General features: G+C 51.4%; 22 protein-coding genes. 5 read left to right on the forward strand and 17 right to left on the reverse strand.

The window, feature by feature from the left end:
• Nucleotides 1-453: 453 nt before the first annotated feature.
• Complete coding sequence (locus CLV58_RS14150) at nt 454-1,647, reverse strand: AAA family ATPase (protein ID WP_106138480.1); 1,194 nt, start codon at nt 1,645-1,647, stop codon at nt 454-456.
• A 78-nt stretch (nt 1,648-1,725) separates the two neighbouring features.
• On the opposite strand from CLV58_RS14150, the gene CLV58_RS14155 reads away from it, so the two are divergent.
• On the forward strand, nt 1,726-2,370 hold the full coding sequence (locus CLV58_RS14155) for an HAD family hydrolase (RefSeq protein WP_106138481.1): 645 nt from the start codon (nt 1,726-1,728) through the stop codon (nt 2,368-2,370).
• On the forward strand, nt 2,367-3,518 hold the full coding sequence (locus tag CLV58_RS14160; RefSeq protein WP_106138482.1) for a site-2 protease family protein: 1,152 nt from the start codon (nt 2,367-2,369) through the stop codon (nt 3,516-3,518). Before CLV58_RS14155 ends, CLV58_RS14160 begins: the two co-directional genes overlap by 4 nt.
• On the opposite strand, the gene CLV58_RS14165 is transcribed toward CLV58_RS14160, so the two are convergent.
• The 5 genes from CLV58_RS14165 to CLV58_RS14180 form a co-directional block, all read right to left on the reverse strand.
• Complete coding sequence (locus CLV58_RS14165) at nt 3,515-4,354, reverse strand: aquaporin (RefSeq protein ID WP_106138483.1); 840 nt, start codon at nt 4,352-4,354, stop codon at nt 3,515-3,517. The genes CLV58_RS14160 and CLV58_RS14165 overlap by 4 nt on opposite strands.
• Nucleotides 4,347-4,472 carry a hypothetical protein gene (locus tag CLV58_RS28985; protein WP_281257912.1) on the reverse strand — a complete coding sequence of 42 codons (126 nt, stop codon included), beginning with the start codon at nt 4,470-4,472 and terminating at the stop codon, nt 4,347-4,349. Before CLV58_RS28985 ends, CLV58_RS14165 begins: the two co-directional genes overlap by 8 nt.
• The gene (radC, locus tag CLV58_RS14170) at nt 4,456-5,151 is read right to left on the reverse strand and encodes a RadC family protein (RefSeq protein ID WP_106138484.1); all 696 of its coding nucleotides are present in this window, start codon (nt 5,149-5,151) and stop codon (nt 4,456-4,458) included. The genes CLV58_RS28985 and radC overlap by 17 nt, the downstream gene beginning before the upstream one ends.
• Nucleotides 5,152-5,251: 100 nt before the next feature.
• Nucleotides 5,252-5,518 carry a 30S ribosomal protein S20 gene (gene rpsT / locus CLV58_RS14175; RefSeq protein WP_106138485.1) on the reverse strand — a complete coding sequence of 89 codons (267 nt, stop codon included), beginning with the start codon at nt 5,516-5,518 and terminating at the stop codon, nt 5,252-5,254.
• Nucleotides 5,519-5,621: 103 nt separating this feature from the next.
• A complete protein-coding gene (locus CLV58_RS14180; protein ID WP_106138486.1) occupies nt 5,622-6,020 on the reverse strand; it encodes a Dabb family protein in 399 nt (132 codons plus the stop codon).
• 91 nt (nt 6,021-6,111) lie between these two features.
• Here CLV58_RS14180 and CLV58_RS14185 point away from each other — a divergent pair, with 91 nt between their 5' ends.
• Nucleotides 6,112-7,149, forward strand: coding sequence for a zinc dependent phospholipase C family protein (locus CLV58_RS14185; RefSeq protein ID WP_106138487.1), 1,038 nt, complete (start codon nt 6,112-6,114; stop codon nt 7,147-7,149).
• An 87-nt stretch (nt 7,150-7,236) separates the two neighbouring features.
• Here the strand turns inward: CLV58_RS14185 and CLV58_RS14190 are convergent, their stop codons facing one another.
• From CLV58_RS14190 to CLV58_RS14205, 4 genes are all read right to left on the reverse strand, one after another.
• Nucleotides 7,237-8,445 (reverse strand): glycosyltransferase family 4 protein, encoded by a 1,209-nt coding sequence (locus CLV58_RS14190; protein WP_106138488.1) that lies wholly within the window; start codon nt 8,443-8,445, stop codon nt 7,237-7,239.
• Nucleotides 8,446-8,644: 199 nt separating this feature from the next.
• A complete protein-coding gene (locus tag CLV58_RS14195; RefSeq protein ID WP_106138489.1) occupies nt 8,645-9,418 on the reverse strand; it encodes a glycosyltransferase family 2 protein in 774 nt (257 codons plus the stop codon).
• A 97-nt stretch (nt 9,419-9,515) separates the two neighbouring features.
• Nucleotides 9,516-10,106 carry a WcaF family extracellular polysaccharide biosynthesis acetyltransferase gene (locus CLV58_RS14200; protein ID WP_106138490.1) on the reverse strand — a complete coding sequence of 197 codons (591 nt, stop codon included), beginning with the start codon at nt 10,104-10,106 and terminating at the stop codon, nt 9,516-9,518.
• Complete coding sequence (locus CLV58_RS14205; protein WP_106138491.1) at nt 10,072-10,995, reverse strand: glycosyltransferase family 2 protein; 924 nt, start codon at nt 10,993-10,995, stop codon at nt 10,072-10,074. The genes CLV58_RS14200 and CLV58_RS14205 overlap by 35 nt, the downstream gene beginning before the upstream one ends.
• Nucleotides 10,996-11,303: 308 nt before the next feature.
• On the opposite strand from CLV58_RS14205, the gene CLV58_RS14210 reads away from it, so the two are divergent.
• Together CLV58_RS14210 and CLV58_RS14215 are read left to right on the forward strand one after the other, a co-directional pair.
• Nucleotides 11,304-13,115 carry a sialate O-acetylesterase gene (locus CLV58_RS14210; RefSeq protein ID WP_245882328.1) on the forward strand — a complete coding sequence of 604 codons (1,812 nt, stop codon included), beginning with the start codon at nt 11,304-11,306 and terminating at the stop codon, nt 13,113-13,115.
• Nucleotides 13,116-13,277: 162 nt separating this feature from the next.
• Nucleotides 13,278-14,339 carry an acyltransferase family protein gene (locus CLV58_RS14215; protein WP_106138493.1) on the forward strand — a complete coding sequence of 354 codons (1,062 nt, stop codon included), beginning with the start codon at nt 13,278-13,280 and terminating at the stop codon, nt 14,337-14,339.
• Here the strand turns inward: CLV58_RS14215 and CLV58_RS14220 are convergent.
• From CLV58_RS14220 to CLV58_RS14250, 7 genes are all read right to left on the reverse strand, one after another.
• Nucleotides 14,334-15,506 carry a glycosyltransferase gene (locus CLV58_RS14220; RefSeq protein WP_106138494.1) on the reverse strand — a complete coding sequence of 391 codons (1,173 nt, stop codon included), beginning with the start codon at nt 15,504-15,506 and terminating at the stop codon, nt 14,334-14,336. The two genes, CLV58_RS14215 and CLV58_RS14220, sit on opposite strands and share 6 nt — an antisense overlap.
• 17 nt (nt 15,507-15,523) lie before the next feature.
• Nucleotides 15,524-16,684 carry a glycosyltransferase family 4 protein gene (locus CLV58_RS14225; RefSeq protein WP_106138495.1) on the reverse strand — a complete coding sequence of 387 codons (1,161 nt, stop codon included), beginning with the start codon at nt 16,682-16,684 and terminating at the stop codon, nt 15,524-15,526.
• A complete protein-coding gene (locus CLV58_RS14230; RefSeq protein WP_106138496.1) occupies nt 16,684-18,054 on the reverse strand; it encodes an O-antigen ligase family protein in 1,371 nt (456 codons plus the stop codon). The genes CLV58_RS14225 and CLV58_RS14230 overlap by 1 nt, the downstream gene beginning before the upstream one ends.
• 63 nt (nt 18,055-18,117) lie before the next feature.
• Nucleotides 18,118-19,008: a glycosyltransferase family 2 protein gene (locus CLV58_RS14235; protein WP_106138497.1), complete on the reverse strand. Its 891-nt coding sequence runs from the start codon at nt 19,006-19,008 to the stop codon at nt 18,118-18,120.
• Nucleotides 19,009-19,011: 3 nt separating this feature from the next.
• Nucleotides 19,012-20,127 (reverse strand): glycosyltransferase family 4 protein, encoded by a 1,116-nt coding sequence (locus CLV58_RS14240; RefSeq protein WP_106138498.1) that lies wholly within the window; start codon nt 20,125-20,127, stop codon nt 19,012-19,014.
• Between the two features lie 104 nt (nt 20,128-20,231).
• Nucleotides 20,232-21,257, reverse strand: a complete 1,026-nt coding sequence (locus CLV58_RS14245) for a hypothetical protein (RefSeq protein ID WP_106138499.1) — start codon at nt 21,255-21,257, stop codon at nt 20,232-20,234.
• 15 nt (nt 21,258-21,272) lie between these two features.
• A complete protein-coding gene (locus tag CLV58_RS14250) occupies nt 21,273-22,298 on the reverse strand; it encodes a glycosyltransferase (protein WP_106138500.1) in 1,026 nt (341 codons plus the stop codon).
• Between the last annotated feature and the right edge of the window lie 53 nt (nt 22,299-22,351).

Genomic DNA, 22,351 nt, shown 5'->3' on the forward strand with positions numbered 1-22,351 from the left:
TCTTCCTCTAATAAACTGGCTCTATTTATTGGACGGGTACCTGACTCGGCCAGTAAACAGACATAAGCCTCAATTACGCTAGTAAGGTTGAGTACTTGCCTCAAGTAAACTATAGTGGCCTTAAGCTGGTCTTTTGCTTCTCGTCGTAGCTTCTTACGCTGCGTCATGGACGACGTAGTTTTTATTTCGATAAGACAGAGAGTCTGTTCGTTAAAAACAGCGCAATCACACCGCTGCGTTTTATCATCATCCATTAGTAAACACTTATCTATTGCTAGAAAGTGAACAAGACTTCCCGATGAATTAGTTACTCGGAAATGCCTTACACCGTATTCATCGTCTTGTAGATAGCAACGTTTCTCTAACTCGTGATCATAGATGTAGAATTCAGTATCAGATAATGAGATTAAACAGTCACTATATTGTAGCTGTGGAAAAGCACCTATAAATAAATCAAGCACGGGATGAGGAACGTCTGAGTGCGAATAGTTTATCTTGTTCGTCTGCTAGATCATCAGAAACATCATCGAGTTCATTTTCTGCTATCATACCAGTCTGCTCGCTCACTATGCTACGAACTGTGCCGTTATCGACATAATAGGCCGCAAAGTCATCCGGGTTAATCCAGCAGCGGGAGGGAATTATCTTTTCTACCTCCGCTCTTAATTCGTCGCTCTGATTTCCAACTTTATACGCTAGCATCAGCGTGTTGAACGAGCTGAGTACGTACGGGCTGTGTGTCGTGAAAACCCATTCAGCATCTTGGTACGATACGTCAGGCTGCAAGCCACCTAGTAATGAATAGATCAAGTCTTTCTGAGCGGTTGGATATAAGTTAAGTTCTGGCTCCTCAATAACAAATCTATTTTTTAAATTAAGGCGCTGGTTTTCAACGACAAGAGTTAATGGAATTATGGATTGATAACCGCTGGCTGTATTACGTAAATTTATTTTTGCGTTATTTTGAAATATGAAATCTGAGCTATCTACATATTCATATTTTATCCCTAGATACGGAATTTTTAAAGATACTATTTGGTGCCTAGCATTTTCATAAAGATTCAAGAATGAAGTTACTATTTCTGGTAGATTAATTTTGGAATTAATAATGCTCCATATTGCATCTGAAAGAATGGAAACAAGTTGCCTTTCAGCAGGAATATACAAAGACGAGTATTCCCCTGATAATTTGTATTGAACAGTATTTCGAAGTGTGGATGTCTGAATGAGTAAATCGTGAAGTAATTCGTTTGCTATATTGTCTTCTAATTTATCTTCTAAGTTCGAGAGGATTTCCGATATGGATTCTATTTTATCGATAGAAATGTCTATTTTTTCCTCATTTTGTTGCTTATTCAATAAACTAAATTTAAAATTATCATTATATTCCAAGTAGTACTGTCTGCCGATAAACTTCATATATGAGTTTTTTGAAATGTATCCGTTTAGGTTGTATTTTTTTTCGAAATAATTTTGATTGTTAGAATTGTTATTGAAGGTGACAATTCCGCTATCACTACCAATTGCAATCAATTTAGCCAACGTGCTTTTGCCAGTACCTTGCGGACCGATGAAGACTGTGTGCTTTTTTACGTCGAGTTCTGCTTCCCGAATTGGGCCGACGTTTTTGACTGTTAACTTTGCCATTCGCTGTATATGCCTAGTCTGCAAATCTAACGGTATCTTTGGCTTTCGGTTCACTGCTTGATGAACCGGCTATTATGCATGGAGAATAAGACCACGCTCAAGAATCTGATCTTCGACCTCGGCGACGTTATCATTCCGATCGACCTGACAGCGCCCCTGCGCAACTTTGCGATGCTGGCGAACCTACCGGAGGAGGAAGTAAAAGCGCTCTGGAAAGAACACGATATCTGGAACCGGTATGAAACGGGGCTGATTGATGACGAAAGCTTCCGCGCGCACGTCCGCAAAGTACTGTACGATCGCACCGACGCTCCTGAAAGCTGGGCTGATGAAGTTATTGATACGGCCTGGAATTCGGTGCTGCTCGATCTGCCTGTGACGCGTGTCGAACGAGTTCGGGAGTTGGGAAGTCGGTATCGGCTGTTCTTGCTGAGTAATACCAATCCGGTACACATTCGGCAGGTTAATCGGATGTTGACCGAACTGCATCAGCCAACGCTGGAGGAGTTGTTCGAGCGGGTGTTTTATTCGTACGACGTGAAGATGATGAAACCGTCGCCCGACATCTATCAGCACGTACTGACCGAAGCTGGTCTGGTGGCCGAAGAAACAGCGTTCTTCGACGACAATGCTGCCAACATACAGGCTGCCGCTGCGTTAGGTATTCAGGCAGTGCACGTACAGCCGCCCAAGACGATTCTGGAGTATACCACGGATTTATGAACCAACAAACGAAAACGTACCTCCTTCATGGAGGTCTTTTTTTACTTACCCTCGTCACTACGACAATGGCTGGGGCCGAGTGGATGTTCGGCCGGTTGTTTATTCCAATCGAAGGTATGCAAACGCTGGGCTGGGATGAGTTTCTGGCCGGCCTGAACTTTTCAATCCCGTTTCTGGCAATCCTGACTGTCCACGAATTTGGGCACTATATCGTTGCGCGACTCAATAAAGTGCGGGTGACGTTGCCGTATTACATTCCGCTTTGGCTGGGTATTGGCGAAAGTATCGGTACGCTGGGAGCATTCATCCGAATTCAGGATTACATCAACAGTCGTCGGAAATATTTCGATATTGGCATTGCCGGGCCGCTGGCCGGGTTTGTACTGGCGCTGGTAGTGTTGTGGTATGGCTTCACGCACCTGCCCCCGGTCGATTATATTTTTACCATCCACCCGGAATACAAAAAATGGGGGCTCGACTACGCTAAGTATGCGTATCAGAAACTGCCTGAAGGTGGCGTAATTGCGCTGGGTGATAACCTGCTGTTCTCCTTTTTTAAACAGTATGTAGCCGATCCGGCACTATTACCACATCCCTATGAAATGGTGCACTATCCATATCTATTGGCGGGATATCTGGCCTTATTCTTCACATCGTTGAATCTGATCCCCATCGGTCAACTCGACGGCGGTCATATTCTTTACGCGTTGATCGGGAAGGAACGGTTTCGCTGGGTAGCACCGGCCCTGTTTATCGTCTTCGCCTTTTACGCTGGACTGGGGGTATACAAACCGGCTGATTTTGCGGTGCCAACCGATGAAGCGTTCCTGAGTGAACTGGCGTCATTTGGGCTATACGCGTTCTTCATGTATCTGGCGTTCACGCGCATCAGCGAGCAGCGCATGACGGCCCTGATGATTGCACTTAGTGTCGTTGCGCTGCAATTGCTGGTGTCGACCATCCAACCTGATTGGAACGGGTATCCCGGCTTTCTGGTATTTGTGTTTGTCTTGGGCCGTATCCTGGGCGTATACCATCCGGACACAGAACTACAGGAACCGCTCGATCTGAAACGAACGGTATTGGGTTGGCTGGCACTGGTTGTGTTTATCATCAGTTTCAGCCCCCGCCCATTTATACTGACCTAGGCGTTAGGGTTTTCGATCGGGAAATCGGGCGGGTTGGCCGTAGTCTCGAAAAGACCCGTTGGTTTGTCGCGTTTCCCTTGATCGGCTTCCTCCAGTTTTGGCTTCCAGTACCGTTTAAAAAGCCACGTCATCAGTAGCATGGCGCTAACCGGAGCCAGAACGTAAATCCAGTAGTCACGAAACGTGGCTGCGGCAGCCGCAGCCCCCAGCGAACGGGCTGGATTGGTGCTCATACCCGAAAAAGGCGCTTCGAAGACGATAAACAGCATAATCAGCACGATGTTGAACCAGCTGTTTTGCTTCCGAATTTTCTCCGTGTGCATTGTAATCAGCGTGATTATCATCAACATCGAGGAAATGATGAACTCGGCAAGCAGGGCAACGGGCCATCCACCGTTCTCGGGCCTGGGGGCGCTTAAGTTGAAGTTAACCTCCTGATGATCGTACCAGGGCTTAAGAATAGTAAACATGATCCAGCCGACAATAACGGCTGCGCCACATTGGAAGACGATGTACCAGAACGCATCGATAGCCGAAATCTTCCCCAGATACCGAAACGATAAAGTCACCGCCGGGTTAATGTGGGAGCCAGACTTTTTGCCCCAGGGATTGAAGTTGACAACAATCAGAACGACACCAACAAGTAGCGCCTGCACCGTTCGACGCCATAGCTTTGAGTCTCCCAGATGTTGGCGGACAGGAGAATCGGGATGATGTATGACAACGGCTGTCAGACAGGATACAATCATGAACAGCGTTACGCCACCTGCTTCAGCCAGATAACTCTTCCAGTTTTTGTTTATCGCGCTTGTCAGTATGGCAACCGAACTATTCATAAGTAGTAATGATGACCATAAACGCCAACGCTTTGTGCGTGTTATGGTTGGCCACTACCTGCGAGAATGCCGGATAAACGGGTGTGATTGGCCGATTTTGCTTACAGGATGCCTTCATCGGCAAAGCTGTAATAGGCCTTGTCGGTGAAAATCAGGTGGTCGAGAACAGGGATGTCGAGCAGTCGGCCCGCGTCTTTCAGGCGTCGTGTCAGGTCTTTGTCGGCTTGGGAAGGTGTGAGATTACCGGATGGGTGATTGTGAAGCAGAATCATTCCCGACGCCAATTGTTCCAGCGCGTGTCTGAAGATGATTTTGGGGTCGGCGACGGTGCCGGATACGCCCCCCGCACTAACCTGCACCGGGCGCATCACTTCGTTGGCGCGGTTGAGCAGCAGAATCCAGAACTCTTCGTGGGGCTTGTCAAGCAGATGGGGGAGCATCTCATTGTAGGCATCCCGTGAGCAGGTGATACGCGCGCGCTGTGGTCGATCCTGCTCCCGTCGGCGACGGCCTAATTCAAGGGCGGCTACGATACTAATCGCTTTTGCTTCGCCGATACCCCGGAATTTCGATAAATCCTTGACGCTCAGCCGAGCCAATTCGTTAAGATTATGTCCGACGCTTTTCAGGATGATTCGTGCCACGTCGACGGCTGTCAGATCAACAGTACCGGAGTTGATCAGGATAGCGATTAGCTCAGCTTCTGACAGAGCGGCTTTTCCTTTTAGCATCAATTTTTCGCGAGGACGATCTTCTTCGGCCCAGCTCTGAATCGTGCCGGAGGTTTCGTAAGTCATGGATAGATAGTAGTTACGGTGGTAACGTACTAGCTAAAGTGCATAAAAAAACCTTACCCGCAATGGGTAAGGTTTTGCAAGAAGGGAATGCAGTTACAAACTAAGCGGCTGCCTGCTTCAGGTTGTTTACCAGACGGGCCAGCTTCGATTTGTTGTTGGCTGCTTTATTGCGGTGAATAATGTTGCGTTTGGCCAGTTTGTCCAGCGCCGACGATACCGATTTGAACAGCTCGACAGCCATTGCATGATCGGTAGTAGCGCGAAGTTTCTTAACCATGTTCCGGGTCGTTACGTGTTGGTAACGATTCAGCAGACGCTTCTTGGCGCTCGACCGGATTGCTTTTTTGGTTGCCTTATGATTTGCCATCGGTATGTACTATAAGTTCGTTGTCGCGATATGAGGGCGCAAAAATAAAAAAAACGACGAGAGAATGCAATTCCTGCGCCGTTTTTTATACAGCTTCCAGCGTTTACGAGCGAATATCCGCGTTGACAGTCAGCTTCTTTGCCCAGTTTGCGCTATTTTCTTTGACGAACTGCTTGAATAGTGGGCTGTTTTCAAATTTTTTAATGTCGGCCTCCGTCTGAAACGTAATGTAATGGACTACGTCATACTCAGCGGCAGCCTGATTGGGCAGAATAGTCTTACCGGACGTGTAACTGACTACCTGTGGAATTTCGGCTTTCAGCGCTGCAAAACCGTTCATATGCTGTTCTACGGCTGCACTTTCGACGCCTTTTTTAAATTTTATGCACACAATCTGCTGTTTCTGGGCTTTGCGAGCCGGAGTGTACGCGCCATAGATTGTGAGGGCAAAGGCGCACATCAGCACAACAACAAGGAGGTAACCACGCGATTTAGAATTCATTATTTTTTGTTCTTTATTAATTTGTCAAAATATTATTCTGATACAGGACAAGTTTTTGGCGAATAGTTTAACTATTTACTTGTAAAGTACCATGTATTGGCAAATGTACTACAGATTTATTTGGTTGGTTATCTTATCGACATTTTTCTCCGTAGTGGTATCGCGGCCGATACAGGCTGCGTCTAACCCTGGGCCAGTATTAAGGAAATATGGCGGGCCAAAATGGGGGTTTTATGCACATCAGCAGATTAACCGGCTGGCTGTTTTTACGTTGCCTGCCGAGATGATACCGTTTTTCAAGAAGCACATTCAGTACCTGACTGATAATGCTGTCAACCCTGATAAACGCCGGTATGCCGTTGTGGGTGAAGCGCCCAGGCATTTCATCGATCTGGATGCTTATCCGGATACACTGGCTACCACATTGCCCCGTTTTTACAAGGATGCGGCTGAACGGTACGGTGCCGATACGCTGGCTCTGCATGGTCTGGTACCGTGGCAGATTCAATTGACGAAATACCAATTGACCGAAGCCTTCCGAAAACAGAACGTCCGGCAAATCCTACGGGTAGCGGCTGATCTGGGACACTACATCGCCGACGCCAATGTGCCGCTGCATACAACCCGAAACTACAATGGGCAGTTGACCGGTCAGCATGGGATACACGGCTTTTGGGAGTCGCGACTACCCGAACTGTTCAGCAAGGAGTACGATTTTCTGACCGGACCGGCTGAGTACATACAGTCGCCCCAGCGGGTGGCTTGGCGGGCGGTCTTTCGAGCAAATGCCGCGCTCGATTCCGTGCTGCGCATAGAACAGGAATTAACCAACGAAACAGGGGATACCCGCAAATTTGGCTTTGACGAGCGTAACGGTACCACGCTCAAAGTATACGCCAGGGATTTCTCACAGCGCTACCATGACCGGCTAAGTGGACAGGTTGAACGGCAAATGCGCGCATCGGTCAAAATGGTAGGTGATTTCTGGTTCACCTGCTGGGTCGATGCGGGACAGCCGGATATGGCTAAACTGGCAAAACGCGAGTTGGCTGCTGAAGACGATCAGGCTGAAGCGGAGGAAAAGAAAAGCTGGCTGAAGCGGCTGTTTTTAGCCAGAGATGAGAATTGACAGTGAAGCGAAAAGAGGATAGACGTAAAAAGAAAGACACGGGCGCAAAACCTTCTTTCTTCTTACGTCTATCCTCTTTTCGCTCTTTTACAAATAATCCACGATTCGACGTCCGAACAGGCCGTGTTGAATTTCGCGACGCAATACCGCCAGTCGGCGACGAGGGTGGGTATTGACGTACATAGCCCGCATCTTAAGTGTAAAGCTGGTTAGCATATACAGGCCGAACATACCGCCCAGAATCAGGAGCGAAGCCGTATTGGAAATATCGCGGTGAAAAAATAGAAACAGCATCGTGTTCAACAGCGACGCAATGCACATGACGGCCGTTGCCTGCATGTGGGTCAGGCCGTTATCGAGCAGGATATGGTGCATGTGGTTACGGTCGGCGGAGAAAGGCGAACGCCCGGCCAGAATCCGCACCAGAAATACCCGAAGCGTATCGAAAATTGGCACGATCAGGATCACGATAGCGATAATGGGCGCGTTGAAGAACGCCGTCGGTTCGTATCGGTATGATGCATTCAGGCTGACGAAGCGAACGGCGAAGAACGCCAGCATAAAGCCGATAATCAGCGACCCGGTGTTGCCCATGAATATCTTGCTGGTCCGCGAAAAATTGAAACGCATGAAACCCAGTAGGGCACCAGCCAATGTAAAGGCCATGCAGGCCATGGCGAAGTGATTTGTCAGCAAAAACCAGCCACCGAACGTACCGCTGGCAATGGTCGCAATGCCCGCAGCCAGTCCGTCGATGCCATCAATCAGATTGATTGCGTTCGTCAGGGCGATAAAGATGAAGCAGGTCAACAGAATACTGACGACGATATTGATGTGATGGAATCCCATGATATCGTAGAGGTAATCGACACGTAGATCTCCGAAAAAAATCAGAATCATGGCTGCCAGTACCTGAAAGACAATTTTCTTGTTTGGGTCAATGCCAACCAGGTCGTCTTTTATACCCGTAAAAAACAGGATTGTCATACCCGCGATCGACAGATTCGTGCGGTACACGTCGGTCTGATCCAGGCTAGGCCATAGAAAGTAAGCGATCAGGATAGCTGCAAAGATGGCGACGCCCCCGAGGGTAGGCGTTGGCACCTTGTGGGCCCGACGCTCGCCGGGTTTCTCCATCAGCGACTTCAGTTCAGCAATCTTGATAACGACCGGAATTGCCAGTATCGAAACGAAACAAGCTACCAGGAAGGACAGAATGCACTGATACATGCCGAGCTTGAATAGATCGTCACTTAGCTTATTCTGTAGATAGGCAATTACCAGGTCAAAGTTCATAGGCGGTTTCGTTCAAGGTAGTCACCCGATTAACTTAACCACTTACTGACCGCATTTGCGGGCTGATCGAGTTAACGAGTAGAGTCCGTTCAGATACTGTATCGTCTGACCATACCGAACGTAATTGATGGACAGACACAAATTTTGTACGATCTCAGCGAATCAGGCCAACAATTCGATTAAACGGTTTATAGTTCGCTTATTTTTTACGATAGGTAATCGGTGGCTTGCTAAAAAACTGCCCGATTTTCCGCAACGGTTTCATCCAGAGTGTCGCTCTATACGGACGAAGTTCGTTCAATTGCCAGGCCAACCGATCTTCCTGATTCGCTCTGAGCCGATTGGCAACGCTGGCATTGCTAACTCCACCGGCCCGCATCACGACGATAACTTCGCTTAGATAAGCCAGTTTGGCCTTGTACTTATGAATAAAACGTAGCATCAGCTCATAATCGGCCGCACTTTTCATGTCCAGCCGAAATAAACCGTGTTGCTCGTATAAGGTACGTTTCACGAAGAACGACGGATGTCCCGGCATCCAGCCCCACAGAAAAGCGTTGGGTCGAAAGTGCCCTGATTTCCAGTAACGCGTAACCTTTTCCGTATTAACCCGATCGACATAGACGATATCACCGTAAACTGCATCGCACTGACTTTGACGAAACAAATTCATTACGTCACGAATGATGTCGGGGTGGGGGTAGAAATCGTCGGCGTTCAGAATGCCGACAATATCGCCAGTGGCCATACCGATGCCTTTATTCATAGCATCGTACAAACCGTTATCGCGCTCGGAAACAAACTGACTGATCCGATCGCCGTACGATTGAACGATTGCTACTGTTCCGTCAGTCGAACCGCCATCCACGACGATGTATTCGATGTCATCGTATGTTTGACCAACGACGGAATCGATACAATCGCGAACGAACGCAGCGCCGTTATAGACAACAGTAATCAGCGAAATTTTCACGCAGTTTTGGATAAAAGCAAGCCAGTTACAGCTTTACTACCGGTACAAAGGTAGCTATGTTGGATAAATACAACAAACTGGTGCGCCTGTGTGTTGGTTAGTCGATCGTACGCTCGCGTACTCGAACCGCCGGGTTACCCTGGTATATACCATATGGGTCCAGTGTTCGTGTCGCAACCGAGCCGACGGCCAGCACGGCATGTGCCCCCACATCGACGCCCGGACAAACGACGGCCCGTGCACCTATCCATGACCCCGCCCGTAGGACAATGGGTCGAACAATCAGGTCGAAGGTTGGGACCCGGTAGTTGTGGTTACCGGTTAGTAACATGGCTCCCTGCGACAGGCAAACGTTATCTTCGATCGTTACCGGGCAGAGGTTATCGATCCAGACTTCTTCGCCAATCCAGACGTGACTACCGATGGTCAGCAGCCAGGGGTATTTGACATTGACTGCCGGCTTGATCATGACGCCGGTGCCCAGTTTGGCCCCGAATGCTTTCAGGACAAACCGTTTGAGCGATACCGGCAGCGGTAAATAAGTATTCAGCGTAACTGAATTGACCAGGAACCAGAGCAGGATTTTCCAGCGCGGGCCAGGATTAAACCAGCTGTTATCGTATCGCGAAAGGTCGGTGCGGCCTGTCATGGCATTAGGCTGATTTTTTTGGGGCAAGCTCTTTTCCATACTGTTCGCGGAAGTAGTCGATGATGGCTTGTTTGTCGCGCCCGGCTCGTAAAAACACTTCCATCAGCTTGGCGTCGACGAGCATGCGGTACCAGAGGGCCTGAAAGAAGCACCACACGAATCCCGGTTTACCGTCCAGAAAGCCGAGCCGCACAAAGTACCGGTACAGGAAATACAGAATCGGCCGGGTAAACAGCGGCAGCGAAGCATACTTGAGCTTGATGTACCGCACACGCTGATCCTGCGTTCCGAACAGTTTGGGCTGCACCGTTTCGGCCTTTTCGGGGTCGAACTGATACCGGTAATTGAGCAGGTTAATCATTTCCAGAATCGTGTAATGATTATGCTTCTGCGTCCACCAGGTCAGGTTGTTCAGGTTATGATCGACCAGGTCGTGAGCAAACTGCATTGTATCGCCCTGCGTCAGTTTGATGTGTTCGTCGTGCCAGACCTGCTCGCACATGCCCTGCCCCCGACGCCAGAGCCGTAACAGCCAGATCGGGTAGAAACCGCCGTGTTTCATCCAGCGATCCATAAAAAATACGCGCCGTTTGACGTAAATCCCGGAGACTGGGTCAGGTACGGTATGCATGCGCCGGTTGATTTCATCGGCCAGTTCAGGCAGTACGTATTCGTCGGCGTCCATCCGCATCAGCCAGGTCGTGGTGAAAGGCGTATTGGTAATGCCATAGTTGAACTGAGTAGCATAGTTGACCCACGGATTCTGCACGACAACAGCACCCATCGACCGAGCAATCTCGACGGTTCGATCCGTCGAAAACGAATCGACAATAAAGATTTTATCGGTAAATGGTAACAGACTTTGCAGACACCGAACGATGTGTTTCTCTTCGTTGTGGGTCAGGATAATGACAGATACGTCGGTCATAAACAAGTGAAAGCCGTTTGCTAAATAGCATACCCGGCCGCTAGAATAGATCAGTAGCAGCCTGTATTTTAGATTGGCTGTACGAACACCGAAAGGGAACGCAATACTATCACTTTTTTAAGATCATAAAAAGCTGCATGAAGTATATCTACCTTGTAGTACTGGTATGTCTGGTAAAGCTGAGTTGGGCGCAGGTGTTGTTTGAGCAAATGCCCCGAGAACTACAACTTTATCCACGCAATAGTCAAAATCAGGCCACTGTACCTGTTAGTGGGACAGTTACTTCCGCCGGCTATCGTCGGGTCAGTGTGCATCTCTGGCGGGAAGGCAAGCTAAGTTCGGTTACGAGTCAGACACTATCGCCGGGCGCAACCAATCAATCGTTTCGGTTATCGACGGTTATCCGGGCCGAACCTGCCGACTATCGCTTTCGCGTTTTTTTGTACAAAAACAATGATTCGACACTCGTCGCCGATTCGCAGCGCATCGTTTGTGGCGATGTATACGTATTGTACGGTCAGTCGAATATCATCCCCGGAACCGCGCTGGCCGAACGATATGGGGCTGATTTTAACGATCGGTATCTGCGCAACTGCACGTATGCCTACGGTGCATCGGATCTGGCGGCTTCAATGCGCTGGTATCCGGCTAAAGAACCATTTGCCTCGGTGGGTTCTGTCGGCCTGACGATTCAGCGGCTGATTCTGGAGCAGTATGGTATTCCGACCGCCATCATCAACGGAGCCGTTGGGGGGGCCACCATCCTGGCTCTGTCGGCACGTGATCCCCTTAATCATGCGAACATGAGTACACCGTATGGGCGTTTGCTGTTCCGGACGCAGTGGGCGGGTGTGCAGAAAAATGTTAAAGCTATTTTGTGGCGACAGGGCGAAGCGGAATCGGGGGGAGATGCAACTGGCTACGGCGAAAAATTTACGACACTATACAAGCAGCTACGGGAAGACTATGGCAATACCCGCATCTATCTGGCACAGGCTAATTTGTTGGGAAGTGGGAGTAATGACGCGGGTACGTTGCGCGACTTTCAGCGACGAGCCCGGCAACAGTTCAGCAATGTAGAGACTATCGCAACGGTAGGCACCCGCGACTACGATGGTACCCACTACGCTGACGACGGCTACCGGCAACTGGCTTTCGAGCAATTTCGGCTATTAGCCCGCGATTTTTACGGGGCTACGGATACGCTGCAAATCGGGTCGCCCGACGTCAAAAAGGTGTTTTATAGTGCCCGCCGTGATTCGATAACGCTGGTATTCGAGCCGTCGATGCAGATGGTGTGGCGTGATACGGTGTACTATAATTTTGCAACGGGCGCAAAAACGGGAAGCCGCTTTCAGAAAGATGCCTTCCTGCTGGCCAATAAAGCCGGGCAGGTAGTCGGTGGTGCTGCCGTTGGTAACCGGGTTGTGTTGCGACTTAGTCAGTCATCGACAGCCAAAACGCTGACGTATCTGCCCCCTTATTTCGCCGACGCACTTTCTCCTTTCTACAACGGACCAACCCTGCGTAACAGCCGGGGGATGCGGGCGTTCACGTTTGCCGATGTAGCTATTGCCGACTGGATTGCTGGCTCGACTCAACTAGTGGCTACGGCCGTTTCGGATCAACAAATTCGCCTGAATTGGACGGCGTCAACGGCTGGTTCACAGCAGCTTATCGAACGGGCCATCGGGCAGTCGGGTACTTTTCAAGTGATAGGAACCGTCAGTGGAACAACTACTTCCTATACCGATACCGGCATTACCGATTCATTTGGGCTGTATCAATACCGGATTCGGGCGATAAGTTCGGTATCGGAATCCGATTACAGCAACGTCGCGACTGCTAAACCGCTCCTGTTAGGAATTGGCGATACGCCGGTTGCCCGGCTGTTTCCCAACCCCGTCGGAACTGATCGGCAACTTCAGGTAGATGCTGGCGTTTTGGCGATTAGCGCGGTCATCATCCGGGATGTGCAGGGCAGGACCGTCAGTGAGTGGCGCGGACGCCCGGTCAGCGCACTGACCGTATCGGTGCAGTCGCTATCAGCCGGCCTGTACATTGCCGACATCACAACGGCCGAAGGACAGACGCAGCAGGAGAAGCTATTGATTCGCTAAGTGGGTGTTGGCGTTAAAGAACGGCAGGGGATAAACCGAAACGCTGGTTTCGCTGGGTACGAAGATTGAAATTTTTGTGGGGAAGTGAATCACTTCGGGGGCTGTCAGGCAATCAAGGGATAGCACGAATAATCAGCGCCCACACATCTGTCAATCTGGTTCATGAATACACTCAGCGTTTTTCGACCAACCACGTTTCGTTCTATTCAGGTTATGCGCGGCATTGCGTGTCTACTCGTACTGGCGTTTCATGTCGCCTTACAGTTAGACACGTACTACGGCATTAGCTGGCCGAAAGTGCTCTTTGCACAGGGATATGCCGGGGTCGATTTGTTTTTTGTCATCAGCGGCTTTGTCATTGCCTACAGCAGTCAGTCATTGATTGGCAGGCCCACGTTTTTTGGGCGATACTGGCTGAAGCGGCTTATTCGCATTTACCCGTTATACTGGCTTGTTCTTATCCTGTCGATCGTTGGTCTGGTCTTGACGGCTCCCGCCAAAGTACCGACCGGAACTGCACCGGCTGTGATCGAACATTGGTTGACTGTTGCGCTTCTGATACCGGGGCATGAGGCCGTCAACGCGGTTAGCTGGTCGCTCAGTTACGAACTCTACTTTTATGCGTTGTTCAGCTTGCTTATACTACGCAGACAAGCGTGGTACGTCTTGATCGGCATTGGAAGCGTAACGTTGATTCACGTTTTGGGAGCACCAGCTCATACCGAGACCAGTTTCTTTTTTAGTCCGTTCGCGCTAGAATTCTACCTGGGCGTAGCCATATGGTATGTCTCCGCACGAATCGAGCGGCCATCATGGCTTGCGGTCAGTTCGGTGATTGCAGCCATAGCCATTGTTAGCATATGGCAGTCAACGGTCACGAACGAAGACCATCTGCAACGGACTATCGTGTCTGGAACGGCTTCGGGATTGCTGGTCTTCGCCGGGATTGTGTTTGAGCAGAATGGGCAGTTTCGTAGCCCTAACTGGCTATGTGCTATCGGCGATGCATCGTATGTGCTATATCTGCTTCACCTGCCCTGTCTGATTATCATCAATAAATGGCTGATCGGGCAGAAACCAGGTCAATTATCAGTGTTAGCCATCAATGGCGCGACCATTTTATTGCTGATGATCGTTAGTCACTACCTGCATGTTCACCTGGAGAAGCCGACGATGCGCCGGCTACTTATTCGTTCTGCCAAACCGAAATCACTGCGTTTATGAAGCCGCGTTCTCAGCTTTGCGGTGGCGGATAGCCGCTTCGTAAGCCCGCAACATCTGCCGCGCCACAATATCCATGTCGTATTGGGTGCGTAGAAGATTGGTTGCGTTCTGGCTTAGCTGCTGCCGTAGCGAAGGATTACCCATGAGTCGTTCCAGACCGGCGCATACGCTGTCGGGGGTTAGTTCAACCAGTCCGGCAGCTTCGTGCGTGCGGATCGCTTCGCCGAAGCCAACCCGGTCTGATACCAGTGCGGGTGTACCGGCAGCCATCGCTTCGAGTACGGCAATCGAAAAGCCTTCGGAGTAAGACGGTAGCGTAAACAAATCGGCGTCGTGCAACGCGGCCTTTTTATCATCGCCGGTCAGCATACCGACCAGCCGTATGGAATCGTTCAGCTGATTGTCCTGAATAAACTGCCGTGCCGTGGCCTCGTACCCGTCGTCGGGACCAGCCAGTACGAGTAGGGTCTCTGGATGCTGCTGAACGTAATCGCGGAATGCGGGCAGCAGGAGATCGAGCCCTTTTTTTTCGTTGAGCCGGCTCATAAATAGTACCATCGGCCGGTCGGCGGGCAGGTCGAACTTCTGCCGGAAGGTACCTTTGGGTGGTAAGCTAGTGAAGTCGCTCATTCGGACCCCGTTGGGAATCAGTTCGATGCGTGGGTGCTCATCGCCGAAATAGCGTAGCAGGTCGGCCCGTTCGTCGGTGTTATTGATGTGCACCAGATCGGCCCGGCGGAGGTAGGCGCGTTGGGCCAGTCGGTCGATCAGACTTTTCTTCCAGTTGTTGTGGGCGTAAGCCCAGCGGTCGAGCACGCCGTGAATCGTGACGACTTTGGCGACGGACCGATCCGTCATAAACGGTGCCAGCGAGCCGAAATGCCAGAGGGCGTGGCAATGCACCACGTCGTATTCGTGGATATGCTGTTGCAAGTAGCGGTACAGGCCGATCGAGAACTCGCGGAAGTAGTTACTAACGGGCGTGGTCCGGGGAAACAGAATCAGCCGGGCACCGTCGGGAACGGGGTAGGGGCGCTCGTTGGGCGAGATCGGACTTAGAATATCGACCTGATGACCGTCGCGCAGGGCTACCTGCGTATGATCGAAGATAATTTTGGGCGGGCCACCGATCTCCCAGCTATAGGCACAGATATTCAGAATTCGCATAGGGCGCGAAAATAGGGTTAAGCAGTCACTTTCGTAAAACCAGCCAGCATTTCGCGGGCAACGACCTCCGGCGCGTAAGGCGCAATCTGGTCGAGTGCCGCCTGTCGCATTGCTCGCGTATCAACCCGGCCGGTCATAAAATTTGTCAGCAACTGCGTCAGTTGGTCGGTATTGGCCGGGTCGAACACAAAGCCGGTTGTACCATCGCGGACCAGATCCGGCACACAGCCGCATTGACTGGAGACGATGACCGGCAACCCACAAACCATCGCTTCGTTGACGACCAGTCCCCAGGGTTCGGACTGACTGGGCAACACGAGTACATCGCTTAACGCCAGGAAAGCCGGTACCCGGTACCAGGGTTGCGCTGGCTGAAATGAAACGACATTCGTAAGACCAAGCTCGGTTGTTTGTTGAAACAACGTCGGTTGGTCGGCCCCGTCGCCGAGCAGAATCAGACCCCAATCTGCGGCAGGTGCCTGCTGACGGGCTTGGGCGAAAGCTGTCAGTAGTGCCGGTACGTTTTTCACGCCGATCAGGCGACCTACGTAGATGAAGTTGCGGCTGGGCAGACGCAGGTGTTGCTGCTCAGCTTGTCGGGTCGACAGGGCCTGTTCATAAACGCGCCGGAGTGTTTGATTGTCGACCGCGTTTTTCCGTAGCAAAATTTTGCGGGGCGGTACGTTGAGTGCCAGCAAATAATCGGCGGAGCGGCTACCGAAGCAGAAAAAGCCGTCGAACAGACTGATTAACCAGCGTTTGAAGGCTTCTTTCGGGCCGGTACGCTGATTGTCGGCTGTCGTACTTTCATTCTGCATGATTATCCGAATGCCCCGCAGTTTGGCCCAGAACAGCAGCGCCAGTTGCGCCGGATCGTAATAACCCGTCAGCGTGATGACGTCGGGTTTGTACGCCCTTGCCCGATTCAACAGCGCTTTCGCGCGTTCAGTCGGGCTGGTGTCCTCGAAATACCGGTCGAAGAGCAGGTCGTAGCTGTACTGGTATACGGGTGCTTCCGCTGCCGTTGTTTCCATGCCCGCCCTTGATCGCTCGTTGCGGGCAATTTGTAGCACGTGCACCTGTACGTTGGTCTGTTTAGCCGCTTCACGTTGGAGGGCTTCGAAAACAGCCGCTTTGTAATGAGCCCACAGCAGGTTGTGGACGATCAGAATGCGCATTAGCTGACAGGAGAAGCGGCTGGTACGGCCGGCGCGTAAACAATGTGTTTGCGGTCCTGTAAATGCTCCGGAAACAGGTGCTCGATTCCCATAAATCGCGTCATGAGCGCCAGCGGAATCCAGAAGGATATTTCGTTGGGTCGACCACCCGTGAAGGCCGCGACCATAATCAGCATGTAGAAATAAGCCAGGAAAACGCTGAGCTGATTCGGGTTGGTGCGCATGATGCCCAGCGAATGATACAGACACAGTGCGTTGACACCTCCGAACAGAATGAAACCCAGAATACCCATGTTGGTGAGCGATTCCAGGATCGGCACGTCCAGGTACAAATACTTGTAGCCGAAGCCGAGGATCAGCATGTGAATGTGACCAGTCAGTACGTTCGTGAAGAAAAGCGCGCTCATCGAGCGGTTAGCCGCCGAGTCGTCGAGTGTGGCTTTATAAGCCGCTCCCTGCGCTTTCGCCCCAAACAGCGCGTAGATATTGTCGAGATTACGCTCCATAAAACTGAGAACGTACCCGTACAGGACTGCATAGACGTCGTAGTACTTGTTGATAAAGAAGCTAATGGCAACCATGCCAATGGCTACGATAACCAGCGTGACGGGTTTGAAAATACCCCGGACAACGGCCCGAATCTGGGGTGGGCGGACGTTAAACGCCAGGAAGAACGCAATGGCAATGAGCAGGGCCAGGATAGACGAGCGCGTCTGAGTCAGCACGAGTACGGCCAGATTGACCATGCCAGCGAACAAGGCGAACAGCCGCAGAAAGATATTGGTGTCTGATCGGATAAGCCAGATTGCGCAGGCGACGATACCCATGAAGGCATTTCGCGAAAATACGTGTGGATTTCCGCCGTCGTCGTTGTCGCCCAGCGTGATCGTGGCCCGCTGACCAATGGCCCAGCTTGGGTTTGTAATCAGCGAATAGATCAGGCCGAGATTGGAGACGAATGTAAAGAACACGACCACGAAGATGAATACACGGGCGATGTCATTCGGAATATTGATCAGCAGAAACAGGAAAATAAGCGCATAGGCATAGTAAATCATGTCTTTGTCGTAATCCTTAAAACCGGGATCGCCCAGGTAAGTAAACATGTACATGATACACAGGGCAATGAAGCCCAGCCCCATCCACAACATCGTCATGTTTGGGCGATACAACCGGCGCAGAAAGGTAAACGGTACCATCAGTACCAGACCAAATGCGAAGGCAACTGCGGTAAAAACGGTACTACCCGGTGCCAGTTTCAGCGTCTCCCGGAAAAAGAAAATTAGTGGGTAGCCATCGACCAGAATGCAGATGCCGACTACCATACGCATCAGGTCGATTGTTTCCAGAAAGTGGAGGAATTTGCGCATCTATAAATTCGTATAAGGATCTATTCTGGTCTATCGTATGAAAGTACGCTCTGGGTAACTCGTTTATTTTCTAGACTGATTCAACATGAACCGATGACGAATATACGCCCAATCACCCCGAAATACGAACGTTGTCAGCTTGCGTAGCCGACAGTAGCGCCCCCAGAACCAGCTGCCCAGACCCGATTCCAGCATTGGGCTGTATTTGCGCTGTACCTGTTCGTGCTCCGCCAGGCCTACCGTGTTGGCAATGGTTGAGGATTTCGCGTCGGGCTGTACCCGGAAGCCACCCCAAAATTCCTTGACGTGTTTAAACGTAACTTCGGTATGAACTCCCAAGCGCGCAATAATCTCGTAGTCGATAACGAAGCGGAGACTCTCATCCAGTAGCCCGTACTGCTCCATCAGCGACCGACGAATAAACAGCGACTGATTGAACACCTGCATGCCTTCGTAAATCTGACACTCGCGGCAGAAGGGCAATGCCTTCATCGACTCCAGAATAACGTCCTGTTCGTCGATGATGTACATATCTCCGTAAAAAACCCCGGTGTCGGGGGTCTGACGCCAGGCTTCGGCGACCCGCTTCAGTGCGCCCGGTGCAAAGATGTCGTCGGAGTTCTGGAAGGCGACATAATCGCCGGTAGCCATTCGAAATCCTTTGTTGATGGCATCGGTCTGCCCCCGGTCTTTTTCGCTAACCCAGCCCGCCAGATACGGCTCATATTTCCGGATAATGTCCAGCGTTCCGTCGGTAGAACCGCCGTCGATGATAAAATATTCGAGGTTCGGATACTGCTGATTCAGTACACTCAGAATCGTTCGCTCCAGATAAGCCGCCTGGTTGTACGAAGGGGTAACGACCGTTAGTTTCGGATACGTCAGGCCGTCCGCTGTCGGTTGAGGGCTGAAGGATTGCGTAACGAAGGCGCGCAGGGAAGGGGCAGAAGCCATAAATTACAGAAGCGATTGATAAACAGCCAGCGTTTGGGCCGCCGTGCGTTCCGCCGAGAAATCGGCCAGCCGACGATAGCCTTTCTGAATCAGATCGGCTCGCAGGGATTCGTCGGTAATGACCCGCTCGATAGCCGTGCCGATGGCATCGGTATCGTCCGGATCGAAAAAAACGGCTGCGTCGTCCGCCACTTCGGGTAAGGAGCTACGATCGCTCAACACGGCCGGACAACCGCTGGCGAACGCTTCCAGTACCGGAATGCCGAACCCTTCGTTGAGTGATGGAAAGATAAACGCCCGCGCCTGCCGGTAGAGGTCGAACAAAACGTTGTTGTCGGGAATGGGTGCATAACGAACGCGGCCCGCAAGCCCGGCCGACTGAAACGAGGCTTGCTCTGCCGACGAGAACGAACCTCCACCAGCGCATACCAGGTGCAGGTCCGGGTAGCGTTTAAACAGAGGGTCGATCGCCCGGACGAACGTATCGAAATTTTTGTATAGATCCCGTTTGCCGACAAACAGCAAATACGGCTGCGCGGTAGTAGCAGCCGGTTGATCCGTGATCAACGGCTTCTGTTCGCTCATCGACGTGCTCAGTGGTACGACGTGAATCTTGGCCGGATCGACCGAGAAGTAGCGCAGAATATCCTGTTTGGTGAAGTCCGAAACGGCAATGACCGCGTTGGCCCGGTCGAGCAGTACTTTTTTTGTTTCGTATAACCCCCGCCCCAGCTCTGGATATTTGTCGCCAAATCGTTCGGTACTGGCGTCGTGAAACGTCAGCACAAATGGCTTGGTACCGATGGCGTTGAGAAAATACCGATGGTAGTATGTCGGGTGGAATACGTCAAACTGTCCGGCGCGAAGCTGTTGAAGACTGTGCTGCCGGTTGATCTGTGAGACCGCCTGATTCACACGTCGGTTGTTAGCAAACCGGCCGTACGTCCAGTAGCGGTTGAAAGGCTGCTGCCGAAGATAATCGTTGTTCGACAGCAGCAACGATAGCCTGAACTGAATGTCAGATCGAGTGGAAAAGACACGCATCAGGTCAAAAAAGTACCGGGAAACCCCGCCGTAGGTGGTACCGGTAAAACACTGATGGTCGTATAAAACAGTCATGGAAAAACCCGCCGAAGCAGACCACGTTTGTATTTTTCGTAGAAAATGGCCCGTAAAAGTACGGTTTGTTTGTCAGTTTATCGGTGTAGACGGTGAGAAACCGATCAACGGGGCAATGCCGGTAGATAGATCGTATCGATCTGTTTGTTGAGTGCGGTCAATAGCGTCGTTGCCGTCCGACGCCAGCCTCGTACGATGGGCGGAACAGGTTGTATGCCGTACGCCGGTCGAATGGGAGTCAGCGCAGCCGGCTCTTTAGCCGCTACTTGTTGCCGGTAATCCCGCAGTAAAGTCATGACATCGGACCGTTTTGCCGGATTGAGTCGGGTCTGATGCGGAAAGAAGCCCTCATCGGGGTCGAACAGCCCTTTCATGTTGGCAAACAGCACTGGTTGCCCGCTAGCGGCCAGTTCCCACGTGGAATCCCGTTGCCGAAGCGGACGTTGTGGTAAATTCCAGAGGGCTACGTGCCAGCTTGGATCATGCACGATGGTTATTCCGTCGAAGAAAACAGGCGCGTGCATAAGCCAGATCTGATCGGTACACAGCCCTTTGCAGAAATCGATATAGGCGCGTGTCTCTGCCCGACTTTGCCACCAGGCTAGCAGTTGTTCGGTTTCCGGAGCGCGCGAAAACGCCAGGAAGTCAGCGTTGTATAAGCCGATGTTCTGTAAATGTTTCTCGTCGGGCCAGGCTCCTTTACCCGGTCCCGTATCGCCTGGTGCCTGGAGCAGGTAGGGGGTCAGCAGCAGCGTCTGACCACGAAGACGATCCAGAATAGGCTGTATCGAGTGAAGAAACAGTACGTTCGGGTCGGCGTAAAGCAGCGTTTGAACCGTTGGATATCGGGCAAAAACGGCGGTGAGGAACCGGGGTTTGCAGGCTGCTGCAAATTCGACCGGCGTGTACTGATCCGACAGCTGTTGACGCTCGCTGTCCGTAAACAATGTACCAACCGGCAGAATCGGGTAGGGAAATTGAACGTCCTGAGGAAGATGAGCTGGATCATCGGCCAGACCGATGACAACGGCAGGCGTATCCGATGCAGCGTTGAGCGAGTTCCGACAGTAGCTGTCGGCCAGAACCAGCGCTTGTGGCAGCTGGTGTATAAAACAGATAGTTACGAGCACGGGCGCAAAACTACGCTATTCGAGCATATCGCCCAAAGCCGCCAGAACAGGAGCGTACCAGTTAGCCGAGGCATCGGCGTACCGTTTATAGTCCCCCTGTCGAAGTCCTTGTATGACAGGCTGGAACCGCCGTAACCGATCGTGGGGCAGGCAACTGCGCATCGTGAAATGAGCGAGCTGCCGGTGAAGCTGCGCCATGCCGGGGGTGATACCCGGTACCCGCTCCGCTAATAGTCGGCTGATCGTCGCCAACGTTGCCTGTTTTTCGCGCAGGGGAGCGAGCTTGAGCGACCGCTGGCGAATGAAGCGATCACGTAGGCGAATTCGTTCTACAGGGTCTTCGTCTTTACCCACGCCTATCTGCTGCTTCTCGTGGGTACGATAGAGTTGCAAGGGCTGGTCGACAAATTGGATGGTTCCCTGAGCAGCGGCTACCAAGGCAATCCAGCCATCGTAGATGTAGCCTGGTATACCGCCGGGAATCGGTAGAATGCTTGCCAGCACTGATCGGCGTATAACCGTGGCACAGCCCATAACCCGATTGCCATCCAGCAATACGTCCATCGAATTGCCTGATTGCCAGCGCGCCCGCGCCGATTCATCGAATCGAACCCAGCTCCAGAATCGGCTTTGCCGCCCCTTTAGCTGCGCATCGGTTACCCAGGCGTCGCAAAAAGCAACTTGTGTTGCTGGGTGTTTAACCATAAAATCGGTCATAAGCCCGACTTTCTCCGGGAACCAGCAGTCGTCCTGATCGCAGATAAAAATCAGTTCACCGGTACATTCGCTCAGTACTTTCTCGAAGTTTTTGTTGAATCCTAATCGTGTCGCGTTGACCAGAATACGGACCGGAAAAGGTGCATCAGCCGCCAGACGGTTCAACAGCGCTACCGTGTTGTCAGTTGACTGATCGTCGCAAACAACAATTTCGTCGGGCAGTACATGCTGCTCCAGCAGGCTTTGCCACTGAGTGGCCAGATAGGCTTCACCATTGTAGGTGCAAAGCGCAATCGAGATCGTTGGCCGAGCCGAAGGAGTCATGAGTTAGTTAAAGCGAGTAAATCAGTTGATGAGAATCGAGAACAAAAGTAGTG

Origin of the sequence: Spirosoma oryzae (assembly GCF_003002825.1) — a bacterium.
Classification (GTDB): Bacteria; Bacteroidota; Bacteroidia; order Cytophagales; family Spirosomataceae; genus Spirosoma; species Spirosoma oryzae.